Here is a 23,959-nt window from a genome sequence, read left to right on the forward strand (position 1 = left end):
AGTGCATTGTTTAGCTTGCTCTCCTCATACTTGTCTTCGGCCAAGTGAACCTGCGGAATAGAGCTACCCTCAGGGCTCCATACCGAGCGGCCAAGCTCCCGGCGCTCAGTATCGAACCCCGGGTTTCGCAGCCGTCTCGCGGGCCGTTCGGCTATGCAGGCGTGTCTCTTCGTACCCGCTGGGCATGCACGGCTTTCGGTTAGGCCCCGGGCGGTCTCCTCGGACAGCCTGACCATGACTTCCTATACCCCGAGTTCCAAGCGGAAGGTATAGGCATCCGTCCTGTAGATGATCGTCGCGTACTCGACAGGCCGTTCGTCCGACTCGTAGACCGTGCGCCGAACCTGGAGTGCCAGGGCGACTTCGTGTGTATCGAGCTTGCCAGCCTGAGAAGCATCGAGCATTACGGGCTCCACAATCTCCTCAGCCCTCGCCAGCGAGCACCCGGCGGCCTGGACCGCTGTATACAGAGACCCTGATTCCAGCGCACCACGCGTGAAGCGCTCCGGAGCATTACTAACCAGCCAGCTTGGCAGATACGATACGTGCATACCCACGGGAGACCCATCAGCGAGCAGCACGCGCTCTAGTAGAAAGGCCCTGCGCCCCGCCACCCCGAGCCTATCGGACACCTCGGGCGGAGCGAACGTCTCCTTTGCCTCTAGGGTTCGGTACTCGGCACTCAGGCCGAGGGCTGACATATTCTCTCCAAAGCCTGAAAGCCTGGTTATCCTCTCGACCTTGGGCTCTCGTTGGCGAACGTACGTGCCCTTGCCAGGCACACGCTCTACGAGCGCCTTTTGCTCGAGCTCCGAGAGCGCCTGCCGGATCGTTATGCGGCTGACGCCGAACTCCGTGCCCAGCCCGGCCTCCGAGCCCAGGTGCCTCCCCTCGGTAACCACCCCGTCATGGATTCGGAGCTGGAGCACCTCGGCGATCTGCCGGTACAGTGGCATCGCCCGATTTGGCTGAATCTCAGTCAGTAGCATCTCCTTTCCGTATGTACTGTTATAACAGGTAATGCGCAAGGTACGCAAGCCTTGCGTTGTTTTCCGGTATGGGGTTCTAGCTTACGGCGGTGACGCAGAGCTCAGAAGGGAACTCCACAATACAGGATGACGTTTGAGTAGGGGATGTCCGCCCCGGTTCGGACCACGAGCTTCGCTCCTCGGCCCCGGCGCTTGAGCTCCTCATGCGGCACGATATCGAGTACAGGCAGCCTATCTACCAGAAGCTGGTGAGTTGCGTACCCGCCTTCGGCGGCCTCCATGGCCGCGGTCGCGCGCTCCACGATGAGCTCCCGGAGTATGCCGTCGAGTACCGTCTTAAAAGTGGGCGTCCCGAACTCGAAAGCCAGATCCACCACCTCGGGACCGCTCGGAAGCGGCAGGCCTGCGTCGCATATCAGCAGCCCGTCAGTGTGTCCGAGACGGGCAAGAGCCCCGGAGAGCTGTGCGTTTATAATTCCGCCTCGCTTCACAGGCTCTCGACCTCCTCGGCCGTAGGCAACGAGTCCCGGGCCCCGGCTCTGGTGATCGCCAGCGCTCCCGCCCGGGCCGCGCAGCGAACGCTTTGTGGTAGATCGCAGGCCGAGGCCAGTGTACAGGCGGGCGCCCCGACGGAGGTGTCGCCCGCGGCGGTCGTGTCGATCACGGGGACCGTCGGGGTCGGCGCATGCTCTATGAGGTCGCTCTGCGCGAGCAAGGCCCCAGAGTCTCCAAGAGTTAGAACCACCGACCGCGGACCCAGGCCGAGTCCGGCGCCCGTGATGGTCTCCCCGGGCTCCGGGCGGCGGGCCACCCGGAGCACGAAGTCCTGGTTTATAGAGCCCACGACGAGTACGTCGGCCAAAGGATCAGCCGCCGCTCGTGGAGCCCGAGTCGAGATACTCCTCGACGTTCTCTTCGGTGACAAGCTCCACATCTACGGGGATCTCGCTCTCCACACTCTCACCGTCGATAGCGGAGACCGCGTTCTCGACGCCGAGCTCGCCGATGCGGCGGGGATTCTGGGCCACGCTGGCGTGCATGTCGCCATCCTGAATGGCCTGCAACCCATCATCGGTGGCGTCGAATCCTACGACCGTGACCTCGTCGCCGGCCCGGTCCCCGAGCGCCCGGACCGCGCCAAGAGCCATCTCGTCGTTCTGGGCGAAGACGCCCTTGAGGTCCGGGTTAGCCTGGATAATGTTCTGCATGACGTTAAGACCTTCGTCCCGGTCATAATCAGCGGACTGGCTCGCCACGACCTCGACTGCGTCCTGGTCCGAGATCGCCTGCTCAAACCCCTTGCCACGCTCGCGGGTCGAGGAGGTTCCGGGCGTTCCCTCCAGCTGGGCTACCGGACCGGACTCGACTACCTGAATAAGCTCCTCGCCAGCCTGGCGCCCGCCCGCGACGTTGTCAGAGGAGATGGTCGTGACGAGCTCTCCGCCCGCGGGCTCCCGATCGAGAGCCAGGACGGGTATATCGGCGTTATCCGCCTGCTCTATAGCGGGGACTATGGCCTCAGCATCCACGGGGTTAACCAGTATTGCGTCCACCTGCTGGGTGACGAAGTTCTGTATGTCGTTCTGCTGCTGGGAAGCGTTGTCCTGCGCATTGCCGACAACGAGCTCGTAGTCCGAATCATCGGCGGCTGCCTGGGCTCCATCACGCAGGTCGACGAAGAAAGGATTATCCAGGGTGGATACCGAGAGCGCGATCTGTCCGCCACCGCCTCCCGAGCCCCCTCCGTTGCTGTCGCCCGATCCGCTACCGCAGCCCGCAGCCACGCCCAGCACGAGCAATAGCGCCGCCACCGCTCCCAGTATCCGCTTTAAGCTCCACGCTATAGTCAACCTTGCTCCTTTCCGTCTTTACATCTTTAGATGCCTTCACTTCTCCCGGCTCCTATTTCCGGCGCCGGCGCAGGGTATCCGTCATGACCGCCAGGGCTATCACCGTACCTATAATCACCTGCTGCCAGAAAGAGGAGACGTTTAGCAGATTAAGCCCGTTCCGGAGTACGCCCAGGATGAGCGCCCCAACGAATGTCCCGGAGGCCGAGCCTACACCGCCCGCAAGGCTCGCCCCGCCTATGACCACGGCGGCAATGGCATCCAGCTCGAACGTGAACCCGGCCTGTGGCTGGCCGGAGGCAAGCCGCCCGGTGGAGAGCACCCCGGCCACTCCTGCGAAGAGCCCGGAGAGCGTGTACACGAACAGCTTCTGGCGGATGACGTTTATCCCCGAGAGCCCGGAAGCCTCCTCGTTGCCGCCGATCGCGTACATACAACGTCCCGGGTACGTGCTGCGCAGTATCACGGCCGTGAGGGCGAACATGAACAGCAGCACGATTACCGGCAACGGGATGAAGCCGAACAGATCCCCGGCGCCGAGGGTCTGAATAGCCTCGGGTATCGGGTTGATCGGGGTGCCGCCAGAGATCACGAGCGCGAGCCCCCGGGCGACGCTCAGCATTGCGAGCGTGGCTATGAACGGGGGTAGCCGCCCGTAGGCTATGAGGAGACCGTTCACGAGCCCGGCTGCCCCACCGGCCCCGAGACCGGCGGCCACAGCCACCGGCCACGGCATTGAGGCCTCGACAGAAGACCAGGCGAAGACGATTCCCGAGAGCGCGAGCACGCTGCCGACCGAAAGGTCTATGCCACCCGAGATAATGACGAACGTTACGCCGAAGGCGAGGATGGCGATGACCGCGATCTGGGTGCCGACATTGAACAGGTTGTTGAACGTCAAGAACACCGGCGAGAGGCTCGCCATGACGATGCAGAGAATGATTAGCCCGCCCAGAGGCCCGCCCCTGGAGAGCAGCCCCCTCAGCCTCTCCCTACTCAACGGCGCTCTCCTCCTGCGCGGTAGCCAGGCTCATCACCCGCTCCTGCGTCGCCTCCTCCGGCGTTAGCTCGCCGCTTATCCTGCCCCCGCTCATTACCAATATGCGGTCGCTCATCCCCAGCACCTCTGGGAGTTCGCTGGAGATCATGAGTATCCCCGCGCCGCGCTCGGTTAGCTCGTTCATCAGCTCGTAGATCTCCACCTTGGCCCCCACGTCCACGCCCCGGGTCGGCTCGTCCATGATTAGGACCTCGGACTCTGCCAGCAGCCACTTCCCGATGACCACCTTCTGCTGGTTGCCGCCGGAGAGGTAGCGGATCTCCTGCTCGGGGCTCGGGGTGCGCACGCCGAGGTCCTCGATCATGCCCTCTGCCTTCCGCCTCTGGCCCCGACGGTCTACGAACCCGAGCCGGGCTCCCTCTCCGAGTGTCGCGAGCCCGAGGTTCTCCGCGACTGAGAGTGGCGGCACTATACCCTGCCCCCGCCGATCCTCGGAGATTAGCCCCAGCCCCCGGCGCTTCGCCTCGGAGGGGTCGGCCCGCCGCAAGGGCTCACCGAGGGCGCGAACCTCCCCGACGTCCACGGGGTCGGCCCCGAAGATCGCCCGCGCAAGCTCGGTACGCCCGGCGCCCACCAGGCCGGCGATCCCGAGAACCTCTCCAGAGTAGAGCTCGAGGGAGACGTCCTCGAGGATACCCTCGCGGCTCAGACCCCGGACCTCGAGAATGGCGTCTCCACGCTCCGGCCTGCGGCGCGGGAACTGGTCCTCTATAGAGCGGCCGACCATAAGCCTCACGAGCTCGTCCGCGGAGGTACTCGCGGGCACGGTCTCCACCACGGCCCCGTCTCGCATGACCGTCGCCCGGTCTCCGAGCTCGGAGATCTCCTCCAGGTGGTGGGAGATGAACACTATGCCGACACCTTCGTCTCTGAGTCCGCGGACGATCCCGAACAGGCGCTCGACCTCGTTACCGGAGAGTACGGCCGTGGGCTCGTCCATGATGAGGACCCGTGCTTCAGTGGACAGCGCCTTGGCTATCTCGACCATCTGGCGCTGGGCGACCCCGAGTTCTGAGACCCGCGTCTCGGGCCGGATGTCGAGGCCTATCCTCTCCAGTACCTCTCGGCAGTCCGCGTAAAGCTTCTTTCGGCGCAAGAAGCCGAGCCGCCGCGGCTGGCGTCCGAGAAAAACGTTCTCCGCCACAGTCATCTCCGGGACCAGGTTGAACTCCTGGTAGATCGTGGAGATCCCGAGCTCCTGTGCATAGGAGGCTGAGGTTATGCCCACGGGCTCTCCGTCGAGCGTGATCTCACCCCCGTCCGGCCTGTATGCGCCGGAGAGCATCTTAATGAGCGTGCTCTTACCCGCCCCGTTCTCCCCCAAAAGTACGTGAACCTCGCCGCGCTCTAGCTCGAAATCCACGCTGTCGAGCGCGAGCACGCCCGGGAATCGCTTGGTAATAGCCCTCATCTCGAGCAGCGAGCTCATGCCCTCCTCCTCTCCGCTCCCTTCGGGGCCGCGCACGAGCCCCGCACCATTAGCTCGGCTGTGGCTATGTAGGAGTCGGGTCTCGCTCCACCCTCTACCATCTGTAGCAGCATCCTCGCCGCCTCCGCGCCGATCTCCCGCGTGGGCTGGACGATGGCCGTAAGCGGCGGGTCCAGAAGCTCGAACCAGCTAACGTCGTCGAAGCTGGCTACGGAAATGTCCTCGGGCATGGATAGGCCGGACTCCCTGAGGCTCTGCAGGGCTCCTAGCGCCATGAGGTTATTCGCGGCGAACACCGCGGTCGGCGGCTCCGGCAGGTCCAGCAGCTCGCGCATGGCGAGGGCCCCGCTCTCGCGCCGGAAGCTACCAGCCCTTGTGTACTCTTCTCCCACCGGAACGCCTGCCGCGGTCGCAGCCTCGACAAAGGCCTCTAGCCGCTCGCTCCCGGACACGACGCTCCCGGGACCCGAGATGATCGCGAGCCTAGTGTGCCCGAGACCCGCCAGCTGCTCCACGAGCCGCCCGATCGCCCGCCTGCCGTCGGCGCGCACGACCGGCGCCTCCAAACCCTCGATGGAGCGGTCCACGAAGACGAGCGGAGTCTCCGAGACGGAGACCTCGGCGAGCAGCGGTGACTCTCCCCGGGCCGGGCTGACGATAAAGCCATCCACCCGCTTTTGTAGAAGCGCGTCAATGTATCGCTCCTCCTTCTCCGGGTCCTCGTCGGCGTTGCCGATGATCACGCTGTAGCCTCGCTCGGCCGCCGCGTCCTCCACGGCCCGCGCCACGGAGGTGAAAAACGGGTTCACGATGTTCGAGACCACGAGCCCCAGGGTGCCCGTACTCTCTACCCGGAGGGACTTCGCAAGGGCGTTGGGCCTGTAGTCCAGTCTCCCGGCGACCCCCAGCACCCGCTCGCGCATCTCCTCGCTAACCGGGTTACGGCCGCTCATAACGCGCGAGACGGTCGCGGTGGATACGCCAGCCTCTCGGGCTACGTCTTTGATGGTCGTCACTGAGCACTCACCTCCTATCCCAGCGCGTAGTGTAATGGTTTACGTAAACGATTACAAAAGAAGATTTTTCGTATAACCTCAAACTGAGTCTGGCGCTTGCCGCCGTGCGGACCGCACAAAAGACTGGGCACCACGTGCTGAAGACTCGCTACGAGCACGGCGCACTCGAGGCTGGCTGCCATGGGGCCTATGCCGTCCCAGCGCTAGGCCATCTCGTGCGTGAGAGGCGCTACCCGCAGATAGCACGAGTAGCAGTCGTTAGGTAATCCACCTTGTATTACTGAGCCAGTCTATTCCGTACCCCAAATACGTCCAAACCCTATACCTGCTCAACACCATTATTAACACTAGAACATTACTATTGTGAAAGTGACGCAAGCGCTTACACTCCAGAAAATGACTCTTCTCTCACACGGGCCAATCTAAACGAGCATCATCTTTACAAAGTTCTCGAGTAAATTGTGAGAGGGAGGTGGAGTAGTTCATCTCGAAATCGTAGTAACAGAGATGGCACAACCACCAAGCGTAAGGATGGCAGGTGGGAGGCCCATTATGTAGTCGACACAATCCCTGGTCCGAAGCGCAAAAGTATTTACGTCAAGACTTTGGAGGAAGCATGGTGGAGACTGAGCGCGTTGTCGTCAGACAGCCTCGGTTAGGTTATCAAGTTTCTTTTCCAATCGGAGTATTTAGCGTATCTATGAACGTTTGTAAAGTGGAGCCGACGGGACTCGAACCCGTGACCTCCGCCGTGCAAAGGCGGCGCTCTCCCAACTGAGCTACGGCCCCGAAAGGGGGCTAAAGCCAAGCCCAGAGTCTACGCGCCCAGAGCTTTGGGTTCAACTTCCCATCGCTTCGCACGGGCCGGGGTAGCGGATACAATACGGTTTGTGAGTTTGTTGGGAGTTTAAATCCGTCGAGGAGAGGTGGACAGGTGGCGCTATACGAGTACAAGTGCGGAAGCTGTGAAGGCAAGTTCGATCTCATGCGCTCGATGGGGTCCGCTGACGAGCCTGCCGAGTGCCCGGAGTGCGGGGCCTCGGAGGCGCGGCGGCTGGTCTCCAGCTTCGCCTCGGTCACGCCCGGCGATTCGGCGCTCTCCAGCAACCCCGTGATGGACGCCCGGGTAGCCTCCGGTGGCGGCGGTGGCTGTTGCGGAGGCTCTTGCTGCTCGTAGCATCTCGCAGCACTCCGCCACGTCTCGCCGCCGGTACGCCGGGCCCTCAGGCAAAGCCTTGAGCCAACCCCTGCCGGATCTCGCGCTGCGAGGAATAGAGGAGTTCAACCGGGGCCGGTTCTTCGAGTGTCACGAGTACCTTGAGGACGCCTGGAGGGAGGAATCGGGCAGGATACGTTACCTCTACCAGGGCATCTTGCAGGTGGGGGTCGGCTTCTACCATCAGCAGAACGGCAACTGGAAGGGTGCGACCGGGCTGCTACGCAGCGGTATCGCGCGTCTGGAGGAGTTCGAGCCCGAAACCTCGGGCATAGACGTAGCGGAGCTCCGCCGGGCGTCGGAGCGTTGTCTGGCGGAGATCGAAAGCCTCGGCCGCGAAAAGGTATCCGAGTTCGACCGCTCGCTCATACCAATGGTAGAGCGCGTCTCACGGAGATAGAGGAGAACCGTGATGCGGGTGCTCGGAGGGTGGGCCTGCCTGGATTTGAACCAGGGACCTCCACTTTATCAGAGTGGCGCTCTAACCGAACTGAGCTACAGGCCCTTAGACACGGCCAAGCCATATGGGCCCGTCCGCCGGGTAAATTTACAACACGAGGCCGCACGTGACAAGCGCCGGGCGGGGACCAGCCAAATTGAAGGCTCCAGGTCGGGGAAGTACAATCGTCCCGATACCGGAGACCGGTTACGGTGGGGGCGTACGAGATGACGCCCCGCTCGGTTTGAGAGGAGATTACAGTTAGTGAGCGCCAACGGCTTCACCCGGATGTCAATCTACGGCATAAACTTGGATCTTTTCAGCTCTAGCCCGATCGTGATCCTCAAGGTCGAGGAGGAGAACCGTTATCTGCCGATCTGGATCGGCCAGCCGGAGGCGCGTTCGATTCTCATGAAGCTCCAGAGTCAGGAGTTCTCCCGGCCCCTGACCCACGACCTCGCGGTCACCCTGGTCTCGGAGCTGGGCGGGACGCTCGAAAGCGTGACCGTCACCCAGCTCAAAGACTCCACCTTCTTCGCCAATATAAGGCTGGAGATCGGGGGACGCTTCGTAGACGTGGACTCCCGCCCGTCGGACGCCATGGCACTGGCCGTCCGCTCGGGGGCCGAGATCTTCGCCGCCGACGAGGTCATAGAGGAGGCCGCCGTCGAGTTCGAGGAGGCGATGGAAGAGACGCCAGAGGACGAGGTCGTGGACAAGTTCAAGGACTGGATGGACCGGATCACGCCGGACGATTTCCAGCAGGGCAGGTAGGCCAGACCGGGGTAGGCAGTATCCAGCCTACCCCTCTTCCTCACGCTCCAGCCGCTCGTTGAACCTGTTGAACCTGCCGAGCCTTTCAAGACCAATGGTAACCAGGGCCCTCGCTCCAGGCGACGACGCCCCAATGAGACCTGTAACGCGGCGCTCCATGCCGAGGGTAGCGGCCATACAGAGCTCCCCGGCGGCGTACACGCCGTGTTGTCCGGCGTCTTCCGGCTCAAGCGGCCTTCCCGGGAACTCGCCTCTACTCCCCGAGGTCTCCGGGTGGCCGGAGTCGGGTGATCCTTTTGAGCGTCCCGGCCTCTTCCCACGGCCAGCGGTCTCCGGCTCCGGGGGAGAAGGGCGGGGCGCTCTGGAGCATCGCGCCGGTACCACAGGCGAGCGCGTCTCCGCACACCAGCGGCTCTCCCGGCCCCAGCCGGGCCAGTGCGTTGCGGTGTACCATCGCACCGTCGCACTCCTCGATGCCCCCGATGATCCACTGAGCAGCCGGGATCAGACCTCCCGCCACCTCCCTCATCGCCCGGCGCAGCGCGTAGACCAGGAGCGAGAGGCGGGCTATAGCATAGTTCGTGGCGGCCCCGACGGCCGCAGTGAGGTCTGCCGCCTCTCCGGTTCCGGCGGGCGCGGCGACGAGCCGCTCGGAGTCTCCGAAATCCCGCGACAGTATCCGCTGCCGGTGACCCTCCAGGGCGATCCTCCCGAGCTCGGAGGAGCCCACCGACGCCGAGAAGACAAGCGCCCCCTTGTAGACTCCCGTCTCCTCCGCCGCCTCGGAGTCGAACACTTCCCCGACCACCATAGCCCGCACCGGATCACCGCCTCTCGGATTCCACTCCCGTCCTCCGGCGGAGACGGCCCGGCCCCCTAGCGCGTCGGGCTCGCCCCAGACGACGGGGCTTCCGAGAAGGTCGAGATCCTCTTCTTCTATGAAACCCTCTTCGGCGGCCCAGCGGCCCCCGGACTCGCACGCCGCGTAGACTGCGGCGTCGTCGAGGGCCGGTATCGGGATCTCGGCGAGGCGCCGCTCTAGCAGCCGGGAGAGCCCATCCGGCGTGAGCCCGAGCTTTTCTACCGGCGAGGAGGCGACGAGCAGCACCCCGGCGCGGGGCGCGGAGACAAGGCCGGGGGCTACATGGGAGCTAGAGGATACGGACCAGCCGCCGCCGTGGGGCGAGGCGGCTGCGTAGACCGGCCCCTCGACCCCCGGCAGCCGGGTGGCGGCTTCGATCCCGGAGCGCAGGCGAGGATAGGAAAGTACCGACTCGTCCGGGCCGTAGAGAAGGCCCTCTGCCTCCTCGCCCTCGATGCGCCACTCGTAGTCGCCGCTCCTCTCGGCCACGGGTACGGGCTACTCCAGGACGACCAGGGGCTCACCCGAGCCCACGGTCTGCCCGGCGGCGACGTTGACCGCGGAGACCGTACCGCCGCGGCCCGCCCGGACCTCGGACTCCATCTTCATCGCCTCCAGCACGCATACGGGATCGTCGGCTGAGACCTCCTGCCCCTCCTCGACCAGCACACGCAGGATCGTGCCCTGCATCGGAGCCGTGACGGCCCCTTCCGAGGTGGCGATGGAACGACCCGACCCGCCCGAGCCCCGGCGCCTGGGCGGCCCGGCGCCGGCCCCCGCCCCGTTACCCGCCGGAGCGCCGAAGTCGTCTGGGTTATCGGCGTAGAGCTTCACCTTGAAGAGTCGGCCGTTCACCTCGGCGTCTACCTCGCGCACGCTCTTTTCGTCTTTATCCGGGGAGGCGGCAGAGTCAGGCGCTGGCTCCATGGAGAGGTGCTCCATCCTCTCCTCGACGTAGCGGGTGGTGTACTCGCCCGAGACGAAGACCTCGTCGTCCAGCAACGCCGTGAAGAACGGCAGAGTGGTCGAGATCCCCTCCACCCGGAACTCGGCTATAGCCCGCCGCAGACGACCCAGAGCGCCTTTTCTATCCGCGCCGCGCACGATCAGCTTCGCGAACAGCGGATCGTAGGACTCCGATACCTCGCCGGGACCGCGCAGCGAGGAGTCAACCCGGATACCCGGCCCCGACGGTTCCTCGTACACGCTCACCGGACCGGGGCTCGGGATGAATCCCGCCGCCGCGTCCTCGGCGTTGAGCCGCACCTCGATGGCGTGACCCCGGTGCACCACGTCCTCCTGCGCGAATGGCAAGGGCTCACCGGCGGCTATTCGCAGGCCGGTCTCGACGATGTCCACCCCGGTAACCTCCTCGGTCACGGGATGCTCGACCTGAACCCGGGTGTTCATCTCCAGGAAGTAGAACTCCTCATCCTGCAAGAGAAACTCGACCGTACCGAGCGAGTCGTAGTCGACGGCTTCCGCCGCGCCGACCGCCGCTTTGCCCATCTTCTCTCGCATCTCGGGCGTGAGCGCCGGTGAGGGACACTCCTCCAGGAGCTTCTGGTGGCGGCGCTGGATGGAGCAGTCGCGCTCGCCGAGGTGGACGGCGTTGCCGTGCTTGTCGCGCAAGACCTGGATCTCGATGTGCCTCGGCGCGGGCAGGTATCGCTCGATGTACACCGCGCCATCGCCGAAATACGCCTCACCCTCCCGGCTCGCCCGCTCGAACGCGATCTCGGCCTCGGAGGAGTCGTTCGCCACGGCGAATCCCTTGCCTCCACCACCCGCGCTGGCCTTGACCGCCACCGGGTAGCCGTGCTCCTCGCCGAACGCGATGACCTCCTTGGAGGACTCCGCGGGATCTGCGGTGCCGGGTATGGTAGGGACCCCGGCGGCGGACATTATGCGCCGGGACTCAACCTTCGAGCCCATCGAGTCTATCGCCTCCGGGTGAGGGCCGACCCAGGTCATCCCCGCCTCGGATACCGCCCGCGCAAAGGGCGCGCTCTCGGCCAGGAATCCGTAGCCCGGATGCACCGCCTCCGCACCGCTCCGCGATGCCACTTCTAAAAGCTTGTCTATATTCAGGTAGCTCTCGGCAGCCGGTGTCGGGCCGACGTGGTACGCCTCGTCGGCCAACACGGTATGAAGGGCCTCACGGTCGGAGTCGGAGTACACGGCGACGCTGGCGACGCCCATCTCGCGCAGGGCGCGGATGATGCGGACCGCGATCTCACCCCGGTTTGCGACCAGAACCTTAGAAAACATCGCTTACCGCCTCCGCCCGTATTATAGCCGCTCCGACCAACTACAACGCCCTCCCCCAGTTAGCCGTGTCAAGGAGGGGCCACAGCGACCCCTCGATCCGCATATCTCCCGGCAGCGGACGACCCAACCGGCCCGCCACCTCCCACCGGCTGCGCCTCGTCTGCTCCGGCGCACCTAACGCTCCTCCTCCGCCTCTCAGCGACTCGATGGCCGCCACTATGGCGACGGCCTCCTCGGGCGTGGGCGCGGGCTCTATCTCGGGTCTCAATAGTACCTAGAGCGGGATGTTTCCGTGCTTGCGCGACGGACGCTCGGGGCGCTTGGTGCGGATCATCTGCAGCGCCGCTATGAGGTAGGGCCGCGTCTCGCGCGGGTCTATAACGTCGTCGAGGTAGCCCATCTCGGCGGCGACCATCGGGTTGTTGAACCGCTCCTCGTAGTCCTGTATGAGCCGCTCTCGCTCGGCATCGGGATCCTCTGCCTCGGCTATCTGGCGCCGGAAGATGATCCCGACCGCAGCACTAGCTCCCATCACCGCGATCTCACCCGTCGGCCACGCCACGTTCACGTCGGCCCCGATGTGCTTGGAGCACATCACGTCGTACGCCCCGCCGTACGCCTTGCGTGTGATGACCGTGACCTTCGGCACCGTAGCCTCGGAGTAGGCGTAGAGTAGCTTCGCGCCGTGGCGGATGATGCCGCCCCACTCCTGATCCGTACCCGGCATGAAGCCCGGCACGTCCACGAAGGTTATGAGCGGGATGTTGAACGCGTCGCAGAACCTCACGAACCTAGCCGCCTTCACGCTGGCGTCTATGTCCAGCGTCCCGGCGAGCACCATCGGCTGATTCCCGACCACCCCTACGGCGTGACCGTCAAGCCGCGCGAACCCCACGACGATATTCTGGGCGTGGCCCTCGGCAACCTCGTAGAAGTCGCCGTCGTCCACCGTGAGCTCGATGGCGGTGCGGATGTCGTAGGGCTTCTGGGCCGAGTCCGGCACCAGCTCCGCGAGCCCTTCTTCGCGGCGCTCGGGGTCGTCTGATGGGATATAGTACGGCGCGCCTTCGAGGTTGTTCTCGGGCAGGAAAGACATCAGGTAACGCACGTCTTCCAGGCAGGTCTCCTCGTCGGGCGAGGCGAAGTGGGCGACGCCAGACTCTGTGTTGTGGGTCGTGGCTCCTCCGAGCTCTTCCTGCGTCACGTCCTCACCGGTGACGCTCTTTATTACGTCCGGTCCCGTGATGAACATGTGGCTGGTCTCCTCGACCATATAGATGAAGTCCGTCATCGCCGGGGAGTAGACCGCGCCGCCGGCGCACGGCCCCATGACCACGCTTATTTGCGGTATCACACCCGAGGCCTGCACGTTGCGGTGGAAGATGTCGGCGTAGCCGGCGAGCGAGACGACACCCTCCTGGATGCGAGCGCCGCCGGAGTCGTTGATCCCGACGACCGGGCATCCGGTGGAGATCGCGAGGTCCATCACCTTGCAGATTTTTTGCGCGTAGATCTCACCCAACGAGCCGCCGAAAACCGTAAAGTCCTGACTAAACACGCAGACCTTGCGACCATCGATCTCGCCGTACCCGGTAACCACCCCGTCTCCGAGCGGCCGGTTCTCCTCCAAGCCGAAGTTGTACGAACGATGCACCCGGTAGCGGTCGAGCTCTACGAACGTGCCCTCGTCTAGCAGAAGCTCGATGCGCTCGCGGGCGGTGAGCTTACCCTTCTCGTGCTGGCGTTCGACCGCCTTCCCGGAGGATGGATGCGCCGCGGTCTCCCGGAGGCTCTCCAGACCCTCGATCTTTCCTGCCGTAGTGCCTTCCCCTAGTCTCTCATTCTGCATGGTCCAGAATTCTAGCACTGTGCGGGGCTGGTTTTATACGGGTGGTAGTCTCAAACGGCTCACGGCCGGATACACTCGGGTAGACGTTCGGGAAGTAGTATCAATGAGGAGAGTAGATGGATAAGCAACAAAAAACCTGGGCCAGCGAGGAAGCTCTAAAAAATCTGGAGAGCCTGACCCGGCTGGACTGGGACCGGGACGAGCTACCTGATGGCGTCCGGGAGTTACTGGAGACGTACGAGGCGGCGATACCGCAGTTGGTCACCGAGATCCGGAGCCTGCGCATGGATCTGCTGGACAAGCTCCGCGAGGAGCGGCGCGGAAAACGGGGCCATCAGCCAGAGGGAGAGGAGCCGGAGAGCGAGGGCTCCGGCTCCTCGGACGGCTATGAGGATCTAGCAGATTTCGCCCGGCGGCTGGGGCTGGAGCAGCGGTAGTGGCGAGGTAGTGGCGGACCGCCGCCCCGCTGCCTCCTGACCCAGGGCCCGTCTGGGCTCACGGAGGCAACCACGGCATTAGCGAGGCGACGATTACCATAGACCTTTAATTTCTCTGGCTCCCCGCGGTGGTGCTCCGGGAACTCGTCCCGCGGTGACGGAGCGTGGCCGAACCACCTGCGCAAGGCGATGCTCGAGTCAAGCTCCTTCCTCCACTCGGATAGGCCGGCCTCCTGTTTTGGTACGCCCCTCGCCTCCGACAAGCAGGATGCGTCCACCGCCCGAGCCCCGGTCCTCTTCGTGGATGCGCCCGGTGCTTACCTGGTTATTCGCCGTCTTCTCTATCATCTTACGAGCGCTTGTAGGTGAGCACCCGGCCCCACAGGCTCTTGGTGCCCTGATGCCGCGTCTCGGGGCCTCTAGCTCGATGATCCGGGAGTGGTCCACGAAGAGGCTCACCTCCGGGCCGTAGTTCTTTACGTACCACTCAAAGACCTCGGGGTCCGCGGCCTCGAACATTACTTTCTTGAGGCCCAGGGAGTTTATGACCTCGGCCGGCACGTCCGTGCGCCAGTTCTGTACGCTCTCGGTTATCTCCTTTAGCGCATCCTCCGGCATCAGGGTGAAAGCCCCGCCGGCGAACTTCAGAGAGTCCACGTAAGGACCCATCGTCTCCAGCACGTCGGACAGGTAACGCTTGCCCACGACCGAGTAGTACGGGCCCCGGATCTCGGTGAGCCCGTGCTGACGGAGCTTCTCTTCACGCTCGTTCATCCGCAAGAACCTGAAAGCCGTCTCGCTCGTCTCGTTAGCATTGGTTGAATTAGCTGGAGTGGGTTACGGGTGGTCTTCGAGCTGTACAGTTTGGAAGAATGTCTGGAGCAGGCGGAGCCAGCTTGTTGGTAGTCTTCTGTACATGACGCTTTATCTGCTGGATCTGTTCGGGGTGGCCGTTTTCGCGGTGAGCGGCGCGCTGAGAGCCGGACAGAAGCAGATGGATCTCTTCGGCGTGCTGGTGATCGCGGTAATCACGGCGATCGGTGGCGGCACGGTGCGGGACGTCTTGCTGGGGAAACAGCCGATCTTCTGGATCTCCGACGTCACTTATCTGTCGGTAATACTCTTGGCTGCAGTGATTACCGTGGCGTACGGCCATTTCAGAGAACCGCCTCGCGGCGCACTCCTCACGGCCGACGCCTTCGGGCTGGCGGTCTTCACGGTGATAGGGGCACAGGCCGCGGCGCAGGCCGCGGTACCCGTACCGATAGTCGTCATCATGGGGACCATCACGGGCGTGGTTGGCGGGGTCATGCGCGACGTGCTGTGCGCGGAGGTGCCGCTGATCCTACGGCGCGAGATCTACGCCACCGCCTCCATAGCCGGCGGCGTAGTCTACATTCTCCTGATCCAGCTGTTCCCCGGAAATCCCGGCGCCACGATTATCCCCGTGGCCATAGTCTTTATACTGCGGCTCGTCGCCATCCGGTTCGACGTCCACATACCATCGTTTTCTCCGAGGCGCGGGAAATAACCGCCGATGCTGCCGACGAAGTTGACGTTGCAGGTTAACGCTGTAGTTTGAAACGCCCGACGACGGAGCGAGCCTTCCTCACTCAGGCACCGTCTGGGTTCCGGGACGACGCTTCCTCCAGGGCGGAGAGGGCCTGAGCCTGGTTCATGCCGGTGCTACGGAGCAGGTCCACGGCCGCCGAGCGGACCTGGCCCACGAGGATGCTGACGGCGAGGTCGTGACGGCCTTCGAGAGCCTTCGTCGCACCCCGCGCCGCCTCCAACGCGAACCGCTGCGCCTCCTCCGCCCCTCCCGGTCCTCCAGGTAATCGGCCAGCGCCCGCACCGCCCGCGAGAGGTCCAGGATGGCCTCTGGCATCGAAGACGGGACCGGAGCCCCGCGCCTTATGGCGTTGGCAGCACCGCGGGCCAGGACCCGGGTGTTGATCACGGCCAGCTCTATCCTTATGCTCGCGCCGGCGTAGAGTTCCAGGTGCTTTATGGACCTGCGCCGGGTCGGAGAGAGACGGGAGATCTCGTAGCCGTCAGAGAGCGCCTCGTCGAAGTCTCTCACCCGGTGGTCGAGCTTCCGGGCTTTTTTCAGGGCTGCCTCGGAATGATCCAAGTCCTCCTCTTCGAGAGCCTCGGCTATCTCTTCGAGTACGGCGACCAGTTTCCGAAAGATAGGCTCGGCGGCCTTCTCGACCAATCGCACCGGGTTCATGGGAAAAAGATAGCTTACCGCCAGGGCAACCCCGCCGCCCACCAGGGCGTTGAAGAAGCGGTCGGGGGTAAAGCCCGAGTCCGGAGGTAGCAGGGCGATCACCAGTATCGCCGAGATCGCAGCCTGGTTTACCAGCAGGCTCCTCCCACCGAAGAATACGGCGGCCACCATGGCAAGCGCGGCCACGACTCCTAGCTGAACCGCGCCAACGCCGATAATCCGCGCGATGACATCGGCTATCGCGAGCCCCAAAGCGACACCGATAGCCACCTCGACCGCGCGTCTACCCCGCTGGCCGGGGGCCAACCCGATCGTGACGACAGTCGCTATGGGAGCGAAGAAGGGCTGCGCGTTGCCCAGCACCACGGCTGCGAGAAAGTAGGAGAGGCTCGCGGCAACCGAGGTCTGGAGTATGGGCCAGAGGTTGGCCGCGAGCCGCCCGGTCCCCGAGGAAAGATACCGGCCCACCTCCGGTAGCGGGTCCGTGGCCCTCATGATCCCGCCTCCCCCCTTCCGCGCTACCTAACCTTCCAGTTCAATAATATCATTTATATCATCTTCGTCGCCGCATCCAGAATACCGCGCTTTTCAGCGGAGGGGGTGGAACGGGGTGAGCTCGGCGGGGGTGCGGCCGGTGGTGATCGTCTCGGCCATCAGCTCTCCGGTGAGCGGTCCCAGGACTATGCCCCACATACCGTGTCCGCCCGCGACGAACACCCGCGACGAGTTGGTCGGGCCTATGAGCGGCAAGCCGTCGGAGGTGCAGGGCCGGGACCCCACCCACTCGTCCGTGCGCTGCTCGAAGTCCACGCCACGTAGCAGGGGCCGGAGGGTTTCGATGATCGCGTTTACGCGGCGCGGGTCGAGCGACTCCTCCGGCGCCCGGAACTCCATCATGCCCGCCACCCGCAGCCGGTCCCCGAGAGGCGTGCAGGTCGTACGCTGGGCCGAGAAGTACAGAGGACCGGAGGGCATGCCGGCGCCCAGGCTCTCGGCAGGTACGCTGAAGCTGTAGCCTCGTCCGGCCTGCACGACGGACCTGACCCCGAACTTGCGGGCGAGCGGGTTCAGCCACGCACCGTTGGCCAGCACCACGGCGTCGTACTTTCGCGTCTCTTGCGTCTCACCGTCCGAGGTTTGCACGGCAACCCCGGCGCCTTCTTCCCGGACCTCGTGCACGCCCACGCCTTCTTTGAGATCTGCGCCGCGGCCGCGGACGGCGTCGGCCAGGGCCTGCATGTAACGAACGGGGTCGATGAACCGCTGGCCTCGGACCCTGACCGCGGCCTTTACCTCATCCGAGAGCGCCGACTCTATCTCGCGGGCCTCGTCCCCGTTTAGCATCTCGTACTCCACATCCTGGCCGGCGGCCCGGACATGGTGCAGCTCTTGCGCCAGGGCTTTCTGGTCTTCCACCGACACGTGGCATCCCAGAAACGATTCCGCCTCGTGGACTTCCTCGGCAACCCCGCCCGTGGTGAGGGCGTCGAAGGCGTCCAGAGACCGGCGGTTTACGGCGGCGTAGGCACTCATCGCCAGCCGCCACTTGCGGCTGGTGCAGTGCCGGGCAAACCCGAGAAGAAACCGCCAAAGACGCGGGTCCGCCCGGGGAGGGACATAAACCGGCGACGATGAGTCCAGCATGGCCCGTAGGCCGTAGCGGAGCACCGAAGGCTCCGGCAGCGGGGTAGTCAGAGCGGGGGTAAGCCAGCCCGCATTACCCCAGGAGGACCCGGCGGCGACGTGATCCCGCTCAAGAACCGTGACCTGCACGCCCCGCTCCTGCAGAAACCAGGCGGTGGCCAGCCCCGGCATCCCGGCTCCGATAACCGCGACGTGCTCAGGCCGCGCAGAAGCAGCCATCACAGACTACCCTCAAAATCCCTAAAAGTGGTCCGCGCCACCGTGTCTTCTCCCGGCCGGCCGTTCATCCGCGCACCGGACGGAAGCCGCCAAACGCTTTTACACCAAAAAACCATGCGTCCTCCTACTTTGCACATAAGCTATTTACCGGGACTCCACATATTCCGGACCCACAACGCCAGAAACCCAACACTCGCAACGAACAGTATGGTGTTGACCACCGCCGCGAACGAAAACGCCCCGCCGAGGAGGCCGAAGACGCCGCGCAGCGCACCGAGCGACAGCAACAACCCTAGGCCGGCTGCGGCATACAGCCCGTAGGAACGCCATCTCGGCTGCATCGACACCAGCCCGGCCAACGATAGCGGGACCCCGATGAACGCCGGGATCAAAGCCGTCACACTCTGCCGACCCATGGCGAAGTAAGAGATCACCCCGGTCAAAACCAGGACTACGCCAAACCCTAACGTCAGCCGAGACATGGATCTCCTCCTACACTCCGGACTCACTGCCACAACTCCTGTAATCGCAGCCTCGATAATAACATACACACAGTATGAATTTTAAAGAGGAGCCCCGCGCGACGACGTAGGCGTCAAGGACGGTAGAGGGACATCACGAGCAAACTGCGGGTCGCGACGGAGCCAGCGTATCGGTGTGACAGCGGGGGCTGAGGTGTTACGCGGCAGGCAATCATGGCGAGAATGTACCGGAGTATTCGAGGCACGGGGTAGTGGCTGGGGCGTGCGGGCGGGTGCCCCGGACGATACGTTGGGCGGGCTGATCCACGGCCTAGAGCACTACACGGAGACCGCCCCCCTACTGTCGTGAGGCTACCCTTTTCCCCGGAGCATTATGTACGGAAGTCGAGAAAACTTCGTGGGAACGGCTTTCGGGCCGTTCCCACGAAGTTTTCTCTATGTTTTTGCTCTGTTTTTCTCTGGGACTAACCTTCGAGCAGCAGCGACTCCGGGTCTTCGATGAGCTCTTTGATGCGTACGAGGAAGCTCACGGCTCCGCGGCCGTCCACAACGCGGTGGTCGTAGGAGAGGGCAAGGTACATCATCGGGCGTATCTCGACCTGCCCGTCCACGGCGACCGGGCGCTCCTGGATCTTGTGCATCCCGAGTATCGCGGACTGGGGCGCGTTCAGGATAGGGGTCGAGATCAGGGAGCCGAAGATGCCGCCGTTGGTAATGGTGAACGTGCCACCCTGGAGATCCTGGAGCCCGAGCTTGCCGTCCCGGGCCTTCGTTGCGAGGTCCCCGATCTCCTGCTCTATCCCGGCGAAGCTCAGGTTATCCGCGTCGCGGACGACCGGGACCACGAGGCCCTCTTCGGTGTTCACCGCCATGCCGATGTCGTAGTAGTTCTTGTACACGAGCTCGGTGCCCTGGAGCTCGGCGTTGATCTCGGGGAACGACTTGAGCGCCCCGATGGACGCCTTGGTGAAGAAGCTCATGAAGCCGAGCTTCACTCCGGTGCGCTCCTGGAAATCGTCCTTGCGGCGCTTCCTAAGCTCCATAACCGCCGACATGTCCACCTCGTTGAAGGTGGTGAGCATCGCCGCGTTCTGCTGCGCCTCCACGAGCCGCTGGGCGATGGTCTGCCGCCGGCGCGAGAGCCTGACGCGCTCCTCAAGGTGAGCCCGGCCATCCTCCGATGGCGCGGGGGCCGCCGACTGGCCGTCGCCCGAGGGCTGCGTAGAAGCTGGCGCGGACGCCGGAGCCTCCTGGGCAGCCTGCCCGCCACCGGACTGCGACCGGATCAGGCGCTCCACGTCCTCCTTGGTGATGCGGCCGCCCGTGCCGGAGCCGGAGGTGCTGGCGAGGTCTATCCCGTATTCCTCGGCCAGCTTCCGCACCGCCGGAGATGCCCTGCCGCTCACCTCCTCTGGCTCGCGGTGGCCGTTGGCCTCGGAGCCCTCCGTCCCGGCCGCACCGGTCTCTCCGGTTGTACCGGCGGTTGCCGCGGAGGAGCTCTGCTGGCTCTCTTGGGCGCCCTGCTCGGGCTCCCCGGAGCCGCCGGACGATTCGGCTTGTTCGTCTTTTTCGGACTGGGCGTCTCCCCCGCCGGACTCGCCCGAGGATTGGCCGGAGCCCTCGCCGATGGTACCGAGCGCCTCGCCGACGGTCACCTCGTCACCTTCGGGGTGGGAGATCTTCTCCAGCACCCCGTCCTCTTCGGCCTCGACCTCGAAGTTGATCTTGTCGGTCTCGAGCTCCACGAGGGTCTCGCCGGCGCTTACCGCCTCGCCCTCCTGTTTCATCCACTGCCCGACCGTCGCCTCGGTTACCGACTCCCCGAGCTCCGGTACGTGGATTTCAGGCACGTCTCACCTCTCCTTGTATGTAATTTACTCCAGACACCCTGCTCTGGAACCCGTCTCGATCTCGTGGCCCGGCCAATGGTACGGCTAACGCGGCCTACTCGCTCGGGGTGGGCGCGCGCTCTCTGACCTTCTGCGCGCCGACCTTGCCGCCGTCCGGGCCGTCTACCTGGAAAGCCTCCCGCACTATAGCGGCGTGCTCCTCCTTGTGGAACCGGGCCGAGCCCTGTGCCGGGCTCGGGCGGGCGGGCTTGCCGACGTAGCGCACCGGCAGCTCGTAACCGGCGTCTTCGAGCAACGCCCGCAGCCGGGGCTCGGCGAAGAACCAGGCTCCCATGTTCTGGGGCTCTTCCTGGACCCACGCGATCTCCCGCAGGTTCGGGTAGCCCTCTATTACCTTCCGCAGCCTCTCCTCCGGGAAAGGATACAGAAGCTCTACGCGCCCTACGGCCACGTTCTCCGCCTCGTCGTAGGCGTCGCTGCCGGCGAGCTCGGTGTAGATCTTGCCGCTACACAGGATCAGGCGCTCCACCGACTCCGCGCCGTGGCGCGTGCCGTCGTCGAAGACGGGGTGGAAGCCTCCATCCGTAAGCTCGGTGAGCGGCGAGGCCGCGAGCGGGTGCCTCAGGAGGCTCTTGGGGCTCATCACCACGAGCGGCCGCTGGTTCTCCGTGAGGCTCGCCTGGGCCCTTAGCAGGTGGAAGTACTGGGCCGCCGTGGTGAGGTTCGCGACCCGAATGTTCTCGTGGGCCGCCAGCTGCAGGAACCTCTCCAGCCTGGCGCTCGAATGCTCGGGGCCTTGACCCTCGTAGCCGTGCGGCAGGAGCAGGGTGAGGTTGGACATCTGGCCCCACTTCGCCTGCCCGCTCACGACGAACTGGTCGATCATGGGCTGCGCGACGTTGGCGAAGTCGCCGTACTGGGCCTCCCACAGCACGAACGCGTCCTCGGAGTTTACTGAGTAACCGTACTCGAAGCCCATCGCCGCTATCTCCGACAGCGGGCTGTTGTGGACGGCGAACGAGGCCTCCGCCCCCGGCAGGGTCTGGAGCGGCGTGTGCGCCGCGCCGGTCTCCACGTCCCACAGGGTGGCGTGGCGCTGGGAGAAGGTGCCGCGTGCGGTGTCCTGGCCGGTGAGCCTTATCGGGTAGCCGTCCTGCAGCAGAGACGCGAAGGCGAGCGACTCGGCGTGGGCCCAGTCCACCTTGCCGTTCTCGTCCAGCCCGCCACGGTTCTTGGAGAGCAGGCGGTAGAGCTTGCTGTTTGGCGTAAAGCCCTCCGGCAGCTCCAGCAGCGCCTCGTTAGCCTCCAGCAGCCGCCCGGACTCCACGCCGGTATCCGGTATCCCCGTCAGCGGGGTGTGGAGCTGACGGTCGAAGACCGGCTCCTCGTCCACGTCGGAGGGGTCGTTGCGGATCTCCTCCATCCGCGAGGATATCTCCTCGACGAACTGCTCGGGCTCTCCTTCTTCCAGGATACCGCGCTCCAGCAGCGTATCCGCCCAACGCTCTCGCACGCTCGGGTGATTGCTTATGATCTCGTACATCCTGGGCTGGGTGTAGTTCGGCTCGTCACCCTCGTTGTGGCCGAACCTGCGGTAGCCAACGAGGTCTATCAGGAAGTCCTTGCCGAACTCCTCGCGGTAGGCGAAGGCCATCCGGGCGGCGGCGAGGCACGCCTCGGGGTCGTCGGCGTTGACGTGGACGACCGGTATCTCGTACCCCTTGGCGAGGTCGCTGGCGTAAGTGGTCGAGCGGGCGTCCTTGTGCTCGGTGGTAAACCCGATCTGGTTGTTGGTGATAACGTGGATCGTGCCGCCGGTGTGGTACCCGGGCAGGCGTGAAAGGTTCAGCGTCTCGGCCGATACGCCTTCGCCGGGGAAGGCGGCGTCGCCGTGTATTAGCACCGCGAGCGAGGCGTCGCCGTCCTGCGCGGGCGCACCCTTCTCCGAGCGATCCTCCTGGGCGGCCCGGGCCATGCCCTCGACCACCGGGTTGACGTGCTCCAGGTGGCTCGGGTTCGGAGCGAGGTTCACGAGTACGCTCGAGTCCTGTTGGCCTTCCTGCAGGTGGAAGCCCCGGACGCCGAGGTGGTACTTCACGTCCCCGACCCAGGCGTCGCCGGTGCTTTCCGCGGCGGAGGAGTCCTCGCCCTTGTCCGGCTGCTGGAACTCGCCGAAGATCCTGGCGTACGGCTTGTCCAGGACGTGGGCGAGCACGTTCAGCCTGCCGCGGTGGGCCATGCCGAGCACCATCTCCGGGATCTCACGGTCCGTCGCGGACCGGGCCAGGAGGTTGAGCATCGGGACGGTCATGTCCACGCCTTCGATGGAGAACCGCTTCTGGCCGAGGAACGTACGGTGCAGGAACTTCTCGAAGGTGTCTACCCGGGTGAGGCGCTTCAAGAGGCTCCGGGCCTCGTCGCCGTCCAGCCTGCGGTGGAACCGCTCGCTCTCCACGGCGTCCCGCAGCCAGAACCTCTCGGCGGGGATGTGGATGTGCCCGAAGTCGTAGCCGGTGGTGCTGGTGTAGATCCGCTTTAATTCCTGCACGGCCTCTCCGGCTGTAGAGGTCCTCTGGGAGAGCGGAACCCCGACGATACTCGACGGCATCGAGTACAGGTCGTCCTCGGAGATCTCGTGAAACGCCGGGTCGAGCGCCGGGTCGCCCACGGGCTCGGAGCCCAGCGGATCCAGCCTGGCGGCGGAGTGCCCGAAGTCCCGCAGCGAGCGGATGTACTTCGCCGCGCCGACCACCTTGTCGGCCTCTACCTCCGAGACCTCGGCCGCAGCCCCGGCGTACCCGTTGCCGTGACCGTTGGATAGAGACGGCCCCTGAATCTCCCGGGGCGGGCTCCAGCCCTCGAAGAACTTCCGGGTCGCCTCGTCCACGGAGTCCGGGTCGCTGAGATAGTTGTCATAAAGCTCTAATACATACCCAAGGTTTGGCCCGTAGAACTGGCTCTCACTCAGGTTTTCCACACCGGATCACACCCTCACGTCGCTGTTCTCGTTGTTTTCTCTTTGGTCTTTCTGGTCTTCTTGAGCACGATGTCGTCTTTGGCATCCTCTGTGAGCCGTGCGGACCGGAAGCGGCTCTTCCGATGACGCTGGGCCGGGTTGCGCCGACGGTCTTCAAGCTCTTTATGCTCTTCTCCAGGACCCGTAAAACCTCCTGTTCCCCTGCATCATAACGCATATGACGCGGCTCGGGCCAAGCTCCGGCCGGGCCTCATAGAGACCGCCCGTAAAGCCCACCGCAAGGCGCTCACAGGGCTCCGCATCCATCCGCCAGCGTCTCGTCGAAACATACTATGTGTACTAATGCGCGGGGGCTCGGCATC

22 protein-coding genes, 2 tRNA genes and 1 pseudogene are annotated in these 23,959 nt (G+C 64.6%); 5 read left to right on the plus strand and 20 right to left on the minus strand.

Translation table 11 applies throughout. The features are described 5' to 3' along the window. Positions 1-242: 242 nt before the first annotated feature. From ABD53_RS15585 to ABD53_RS02510, 8 genes are all read right to left on the minus strand, one after another. A complete protein-coding gene (locus tag ABD53_RS15585) occupies positions 243-989 on the minus strand; it encodes a GntR family transcriptional regulator (RefSeq protein ID WP_053057592.1) in 747 nt (248 codons plus the stop codon). Positions 990-1,090: 101 nt separating this feature from the next. Further along, complete coding sequence (gene rbsD, locus ABD53_RS02480; protein ID WP_047864196.1) at positions 1,091-1,480, minus strand: D-ribose pyranase; 390 nt, start codon at positions 1,478-1,480, stop codon at positions 1,091-1,093. Further along, positions 1,477-1,851, minus strand: a complete 375-nt coding sequence (locus tag ABD53_RS02485) for a PfkB family carbohydrate kinase (protein WP_053057593.1) — start codon at positions 1,849-1,851, stop codon at positions 1,477-1,479. The genes rbsD and ABD53_RS02485 overlap by 4 nt, the downstream gene beginning before the upstream one ends. A gap of 4 nt (positions 1,852-1,855) precedes the next feature. After that, complete coding sequence (locus ABD53_RS02490; RefSeq protein WP_235401261.1) at positions 1,856-2,839, minus strand: D-ribose ABC transporter substrate-binding protein; 984 nt, start codon at positions 2,837-2,839, stop codon at positions 1,856-1,858. A gap of 52 nt (positions 2,840-2,891) precedes the next feature. After that, complete coding sequence (locus tag ABD53_RS02495) at positions 2,892-3,839, minus strand: ABC transporter permease (protein ID WP_047864197.1); 948 nt, start codon at positions 3,837-3,839, stop codon at positions 2,892-2,894. Next, entirely contained in the window at positions 3,832-5,328 is a 1,497-nt protein-coding gene (locus ABD53_RS02500; protein ID WP_047864198.1) for a sugar ABC transporter ATP-binding protein, read from the minus strand. The genes ABD53_RS02495 and ABD53_RS02500 overlap by 8 nt, the downstream gene beginning before the upstream one ends. Further along, positions 5,325-6,344 (minus strand): LacI family DNA-binding transcriptional regulator, encoded by a 1,020-nt coding sequence (locus ABD53_RS02505; RefSeq protein ID WP_047864199.1) that lies wholly within the window; start codon positions 6,342-6,344, stop codon positions 5,325-5,327. Before ABD53_RS02505 ends, ABD53_RS02500 begins: the two co-directional genes overlap by 4 nt. A 716-nt stretch (positions 6,345-7,060) precedes the next feature. Then, a tRNA-Ala gene (locus tag ABD53_RS02510) sits at positions 7,061-7,133 on the minus strand. A gap of 145 nt (positions 7,134-7,278) precedes the next feature. Between ABD53_RS02510 and ABD53_RS02520 the strand changes: the two genes are divergently transcribed. Together ABD53_RS02520 and ABD53_RS02525 are read left to right on the plus strand one after the other, a co-directional pair. Then, positions 7,279-7,521: an FmdB family zinc ribbon protein gene (locus ABD53_RS02520; protein WP_053057594.1), complete on the plus strand. Its 243-nt coding sequence runs from the start codon at positions 7,279-7,281 to the stop codon at positions 7,519-7,521. Positions 7,522-7,579: 58 nt separating this feature from the next. Beyond that, a complete protein-coding gene (locus ABD53_RS02525) occupies positions 7,580-7,960 on the plus strand; it encodes a DUF309 domain-containing protein (RefSeq protein ID WP_047864200.1) in 381 nt (126 codons plus the stop codon). 30 nt (positions 7,961-7,990) lie between these two features. Here ABD53_RS02525 and ABD53_RS02530 read toward each other — a convergent pair. Further along, positions 7,991-8,065 (minus strand) — tRNA-Ile (locus ABD53_RS02530). Between the two features lie 198 nt (positions 8,066-8,263). Here ABD53_RS02530 and ABD53_RS02535 point away from each other — a divergent pair. Next, positions 8,264-8,773 carry a bifunctional nuclease family protein gene (locus ABD53_RS02535; protein ID WP_084709213.1) on the plus strand — a complete coding sequence of 170 codons (510 nt, stop codon included), beginning with the start codon at positions 8,264-8,266 and terminating at the stop codon, positions 8,771-8,773. 27 nt (positions 8,774-8,800) lie between these two features. Here ABD53_RS02535 and ABD53_RS17150 read toward each other — a convergent pair whose 3' ends face one another. The 5 genes from ABD53_RS17150 to ABD53_RS02555 form a co-directional block, all read right to left on the minus strand. After that, positions 8,801-8,950 carry a hypothetical protein gene (locus ABD53_RS17150; protein WP_160309604.1) on the minus strand — a complete coding sequence of 50 codons (150 nt, stop codon included), beginning with the start codon at positions 8,948-8,950 and terminating at the stop codon, positions 8,801-8,803. 76 nt (positions 8,951-9,026) lie between these two features. Then, positions 9,027-10,124 (minus strand): RtcB family protein, encoded by a 1,098-nt coding sequence (locus tag ABD53_RS02540; protein WP_047864201.1) that lies wholly within the window; start codon positions 10,122-10,124, stop codon positions 9,027-9,029. Between the two features lie 9 nt (positions 10,125-10,133). Then, entirely contained in the window at positions 10,134-11,906 is a 1,773-nt protein-coding gene (locus ABD53_RS02545) for an acetyl/propionyl/methylcrotonyl-CoA carboxylase subunit alpha (RefSeq protein ID WP_047864202.1), read from the minus strand. A 40-nt stretch (positions 11,907-11,946) separates the two neighbouring features. Further along, positions 11,947-12,174 carry a hypothetical protein gene (locus ABD53_RS02550; protein ID WP_047864203.1) on the minus strand — a complete coding sequence of 76 codons (228 nt, stop codon included), beginning with the start codon at positions 12,172-12,174 and terminating at the stop codon, positions 11,947-11,949. A 6-nt stretch (positions 12,175-12,180) separates the two neighbouring features. After that, positions 12,181-13,755 carry an acyl-CoA carboxylase subunit beta gene (locus tag ABD53_RS02555; protein WP_047864204.1) on the minus strand — a complete coding sequence of 525 codons (1,575 nt, stop codon included), beginning with the start codon at positions 13,753-13,755 and terminating at the stop codon, positions 12,181-12,183. Between the two features lie 116 nt (positions 13,756-13,871). Here ABD53_RS02555 and ABD53_RS02560 point away from each other — a divergent pair, with 116 nt between their 5' ends. After that, a complete protein-coding gene (locus ABD53_RS02560) occupies positions 13,872-14,192 on the plus strand; it encodes a hypothetical protein (protein WP_047864205.1) in 321 nt (106 codons plus the stop codon). 349 nt (positions 14,193-14,541) lie between these two features. Here the strand turns inward: ABD53_RS02560 and ABD53_RS02565 are convergent. Beyond that, a pseudogene (locus ABD53_RS02565) lies at positions 14,542-14,966 on the minus strand (phosphosulfolactate synthase). Positions 14,967-15,108: 142 nt separating this feature from the next. On the opposite strand from ABD53_RS02565, the gene ABD53_RS02570 reads away from it, so the two are divergent. Then, the gene (locus tag ABD53_RS02570) at positions 15,109-15,723 is read left to right on the plus strand and encodes a trimeric intracellular cation channel family protein (RefSeq protein ID WP_047864207.1); all 615 of its coding nucleotides are present in this window, start codon (positions 15,109-15,111) and stop codon (positions 15,721-15,723) included. Positions 15,724-15,867: 144 nt separating this feature from the next. On the opposite strand, the gene ABD53_RS02575 is transcribed toward ABD53_RS02570, so the two are convergent. The 5 genes from ABD53_RS02575 to ABD53_RS02595 form a co-directional block, all read right to left on the minus strand. Further along, entirely contained in the window at positions 15,868-16,920 is a 1,053-nt protein-coding gene (locus ABD53_RS02575; RefSeq protein ID WP_053057595.1) for an FUSC family protein, read from the minus strand. 93 nt (positions 16,921-17,013) lie between these two features. Further along, positions 17,014-18,288 (minus strand): NAD(P)/FAD-dependent oxidoreductase, encoded by a 1,275-nt coding sequence (locus ABD53_RS02580; protein WP_047864208.1) that lies wholly within the window; start codon positions 18,286-18,288, stop codon positions 17,014-17,016. Positions 18,289-18,428: 140 nt separating this feature from the next. Further along, positions 18,429-18,770 (minus strand): hypothetical protein, encoded by a 342-nt coding sequence (locus ABD53_RS02585; RefSeq protein WP_047864209.1) that lies wholly within the window; start codon positions 18,768-18,770, stop codon positions 18,429-18,431. A 464-nt stretch (positions 18,771-19,234) separates the two neighbouring features. Beyond that, entirely contained in the window at positions 19,235-20,620 is a 1,386-nt protein-coding gene (odhB, locus tag ABD53_RS02590; RefSeq protein WP_047864210.1) for a 2-oxoglutarate dehydrogenase complex dihydrolipoyllysine-residue succinyltransferase, read from the minus strand. Positions 20,621-20,714: 94 nt separating this feature from the next. Beyond that, positions 20,715-23,597, minus strand: coding sequence for a 2-oxoglutarate dehydrogenase E1 component (locus ABD53_RS02595; protein WP_152670538.1), 2,883 nt, complete (start codon positions 23,595-23,597; stop codon positions 20,715-20,717). Positions 23,598-23,959: the final 362 nt, after the last annotated feature.

The sequence above is a fragment of the Rubrobacter aplysinae genome, from assembly GCF_001029505.1.
GTDB classification, from domain to species: Bacteria; Actinomycetota; Rubrobacteria; order Rubrobacterales; family Rubrobacteraceae; genus Rubrobacter_A; species Rubrobacter_A aplysinae.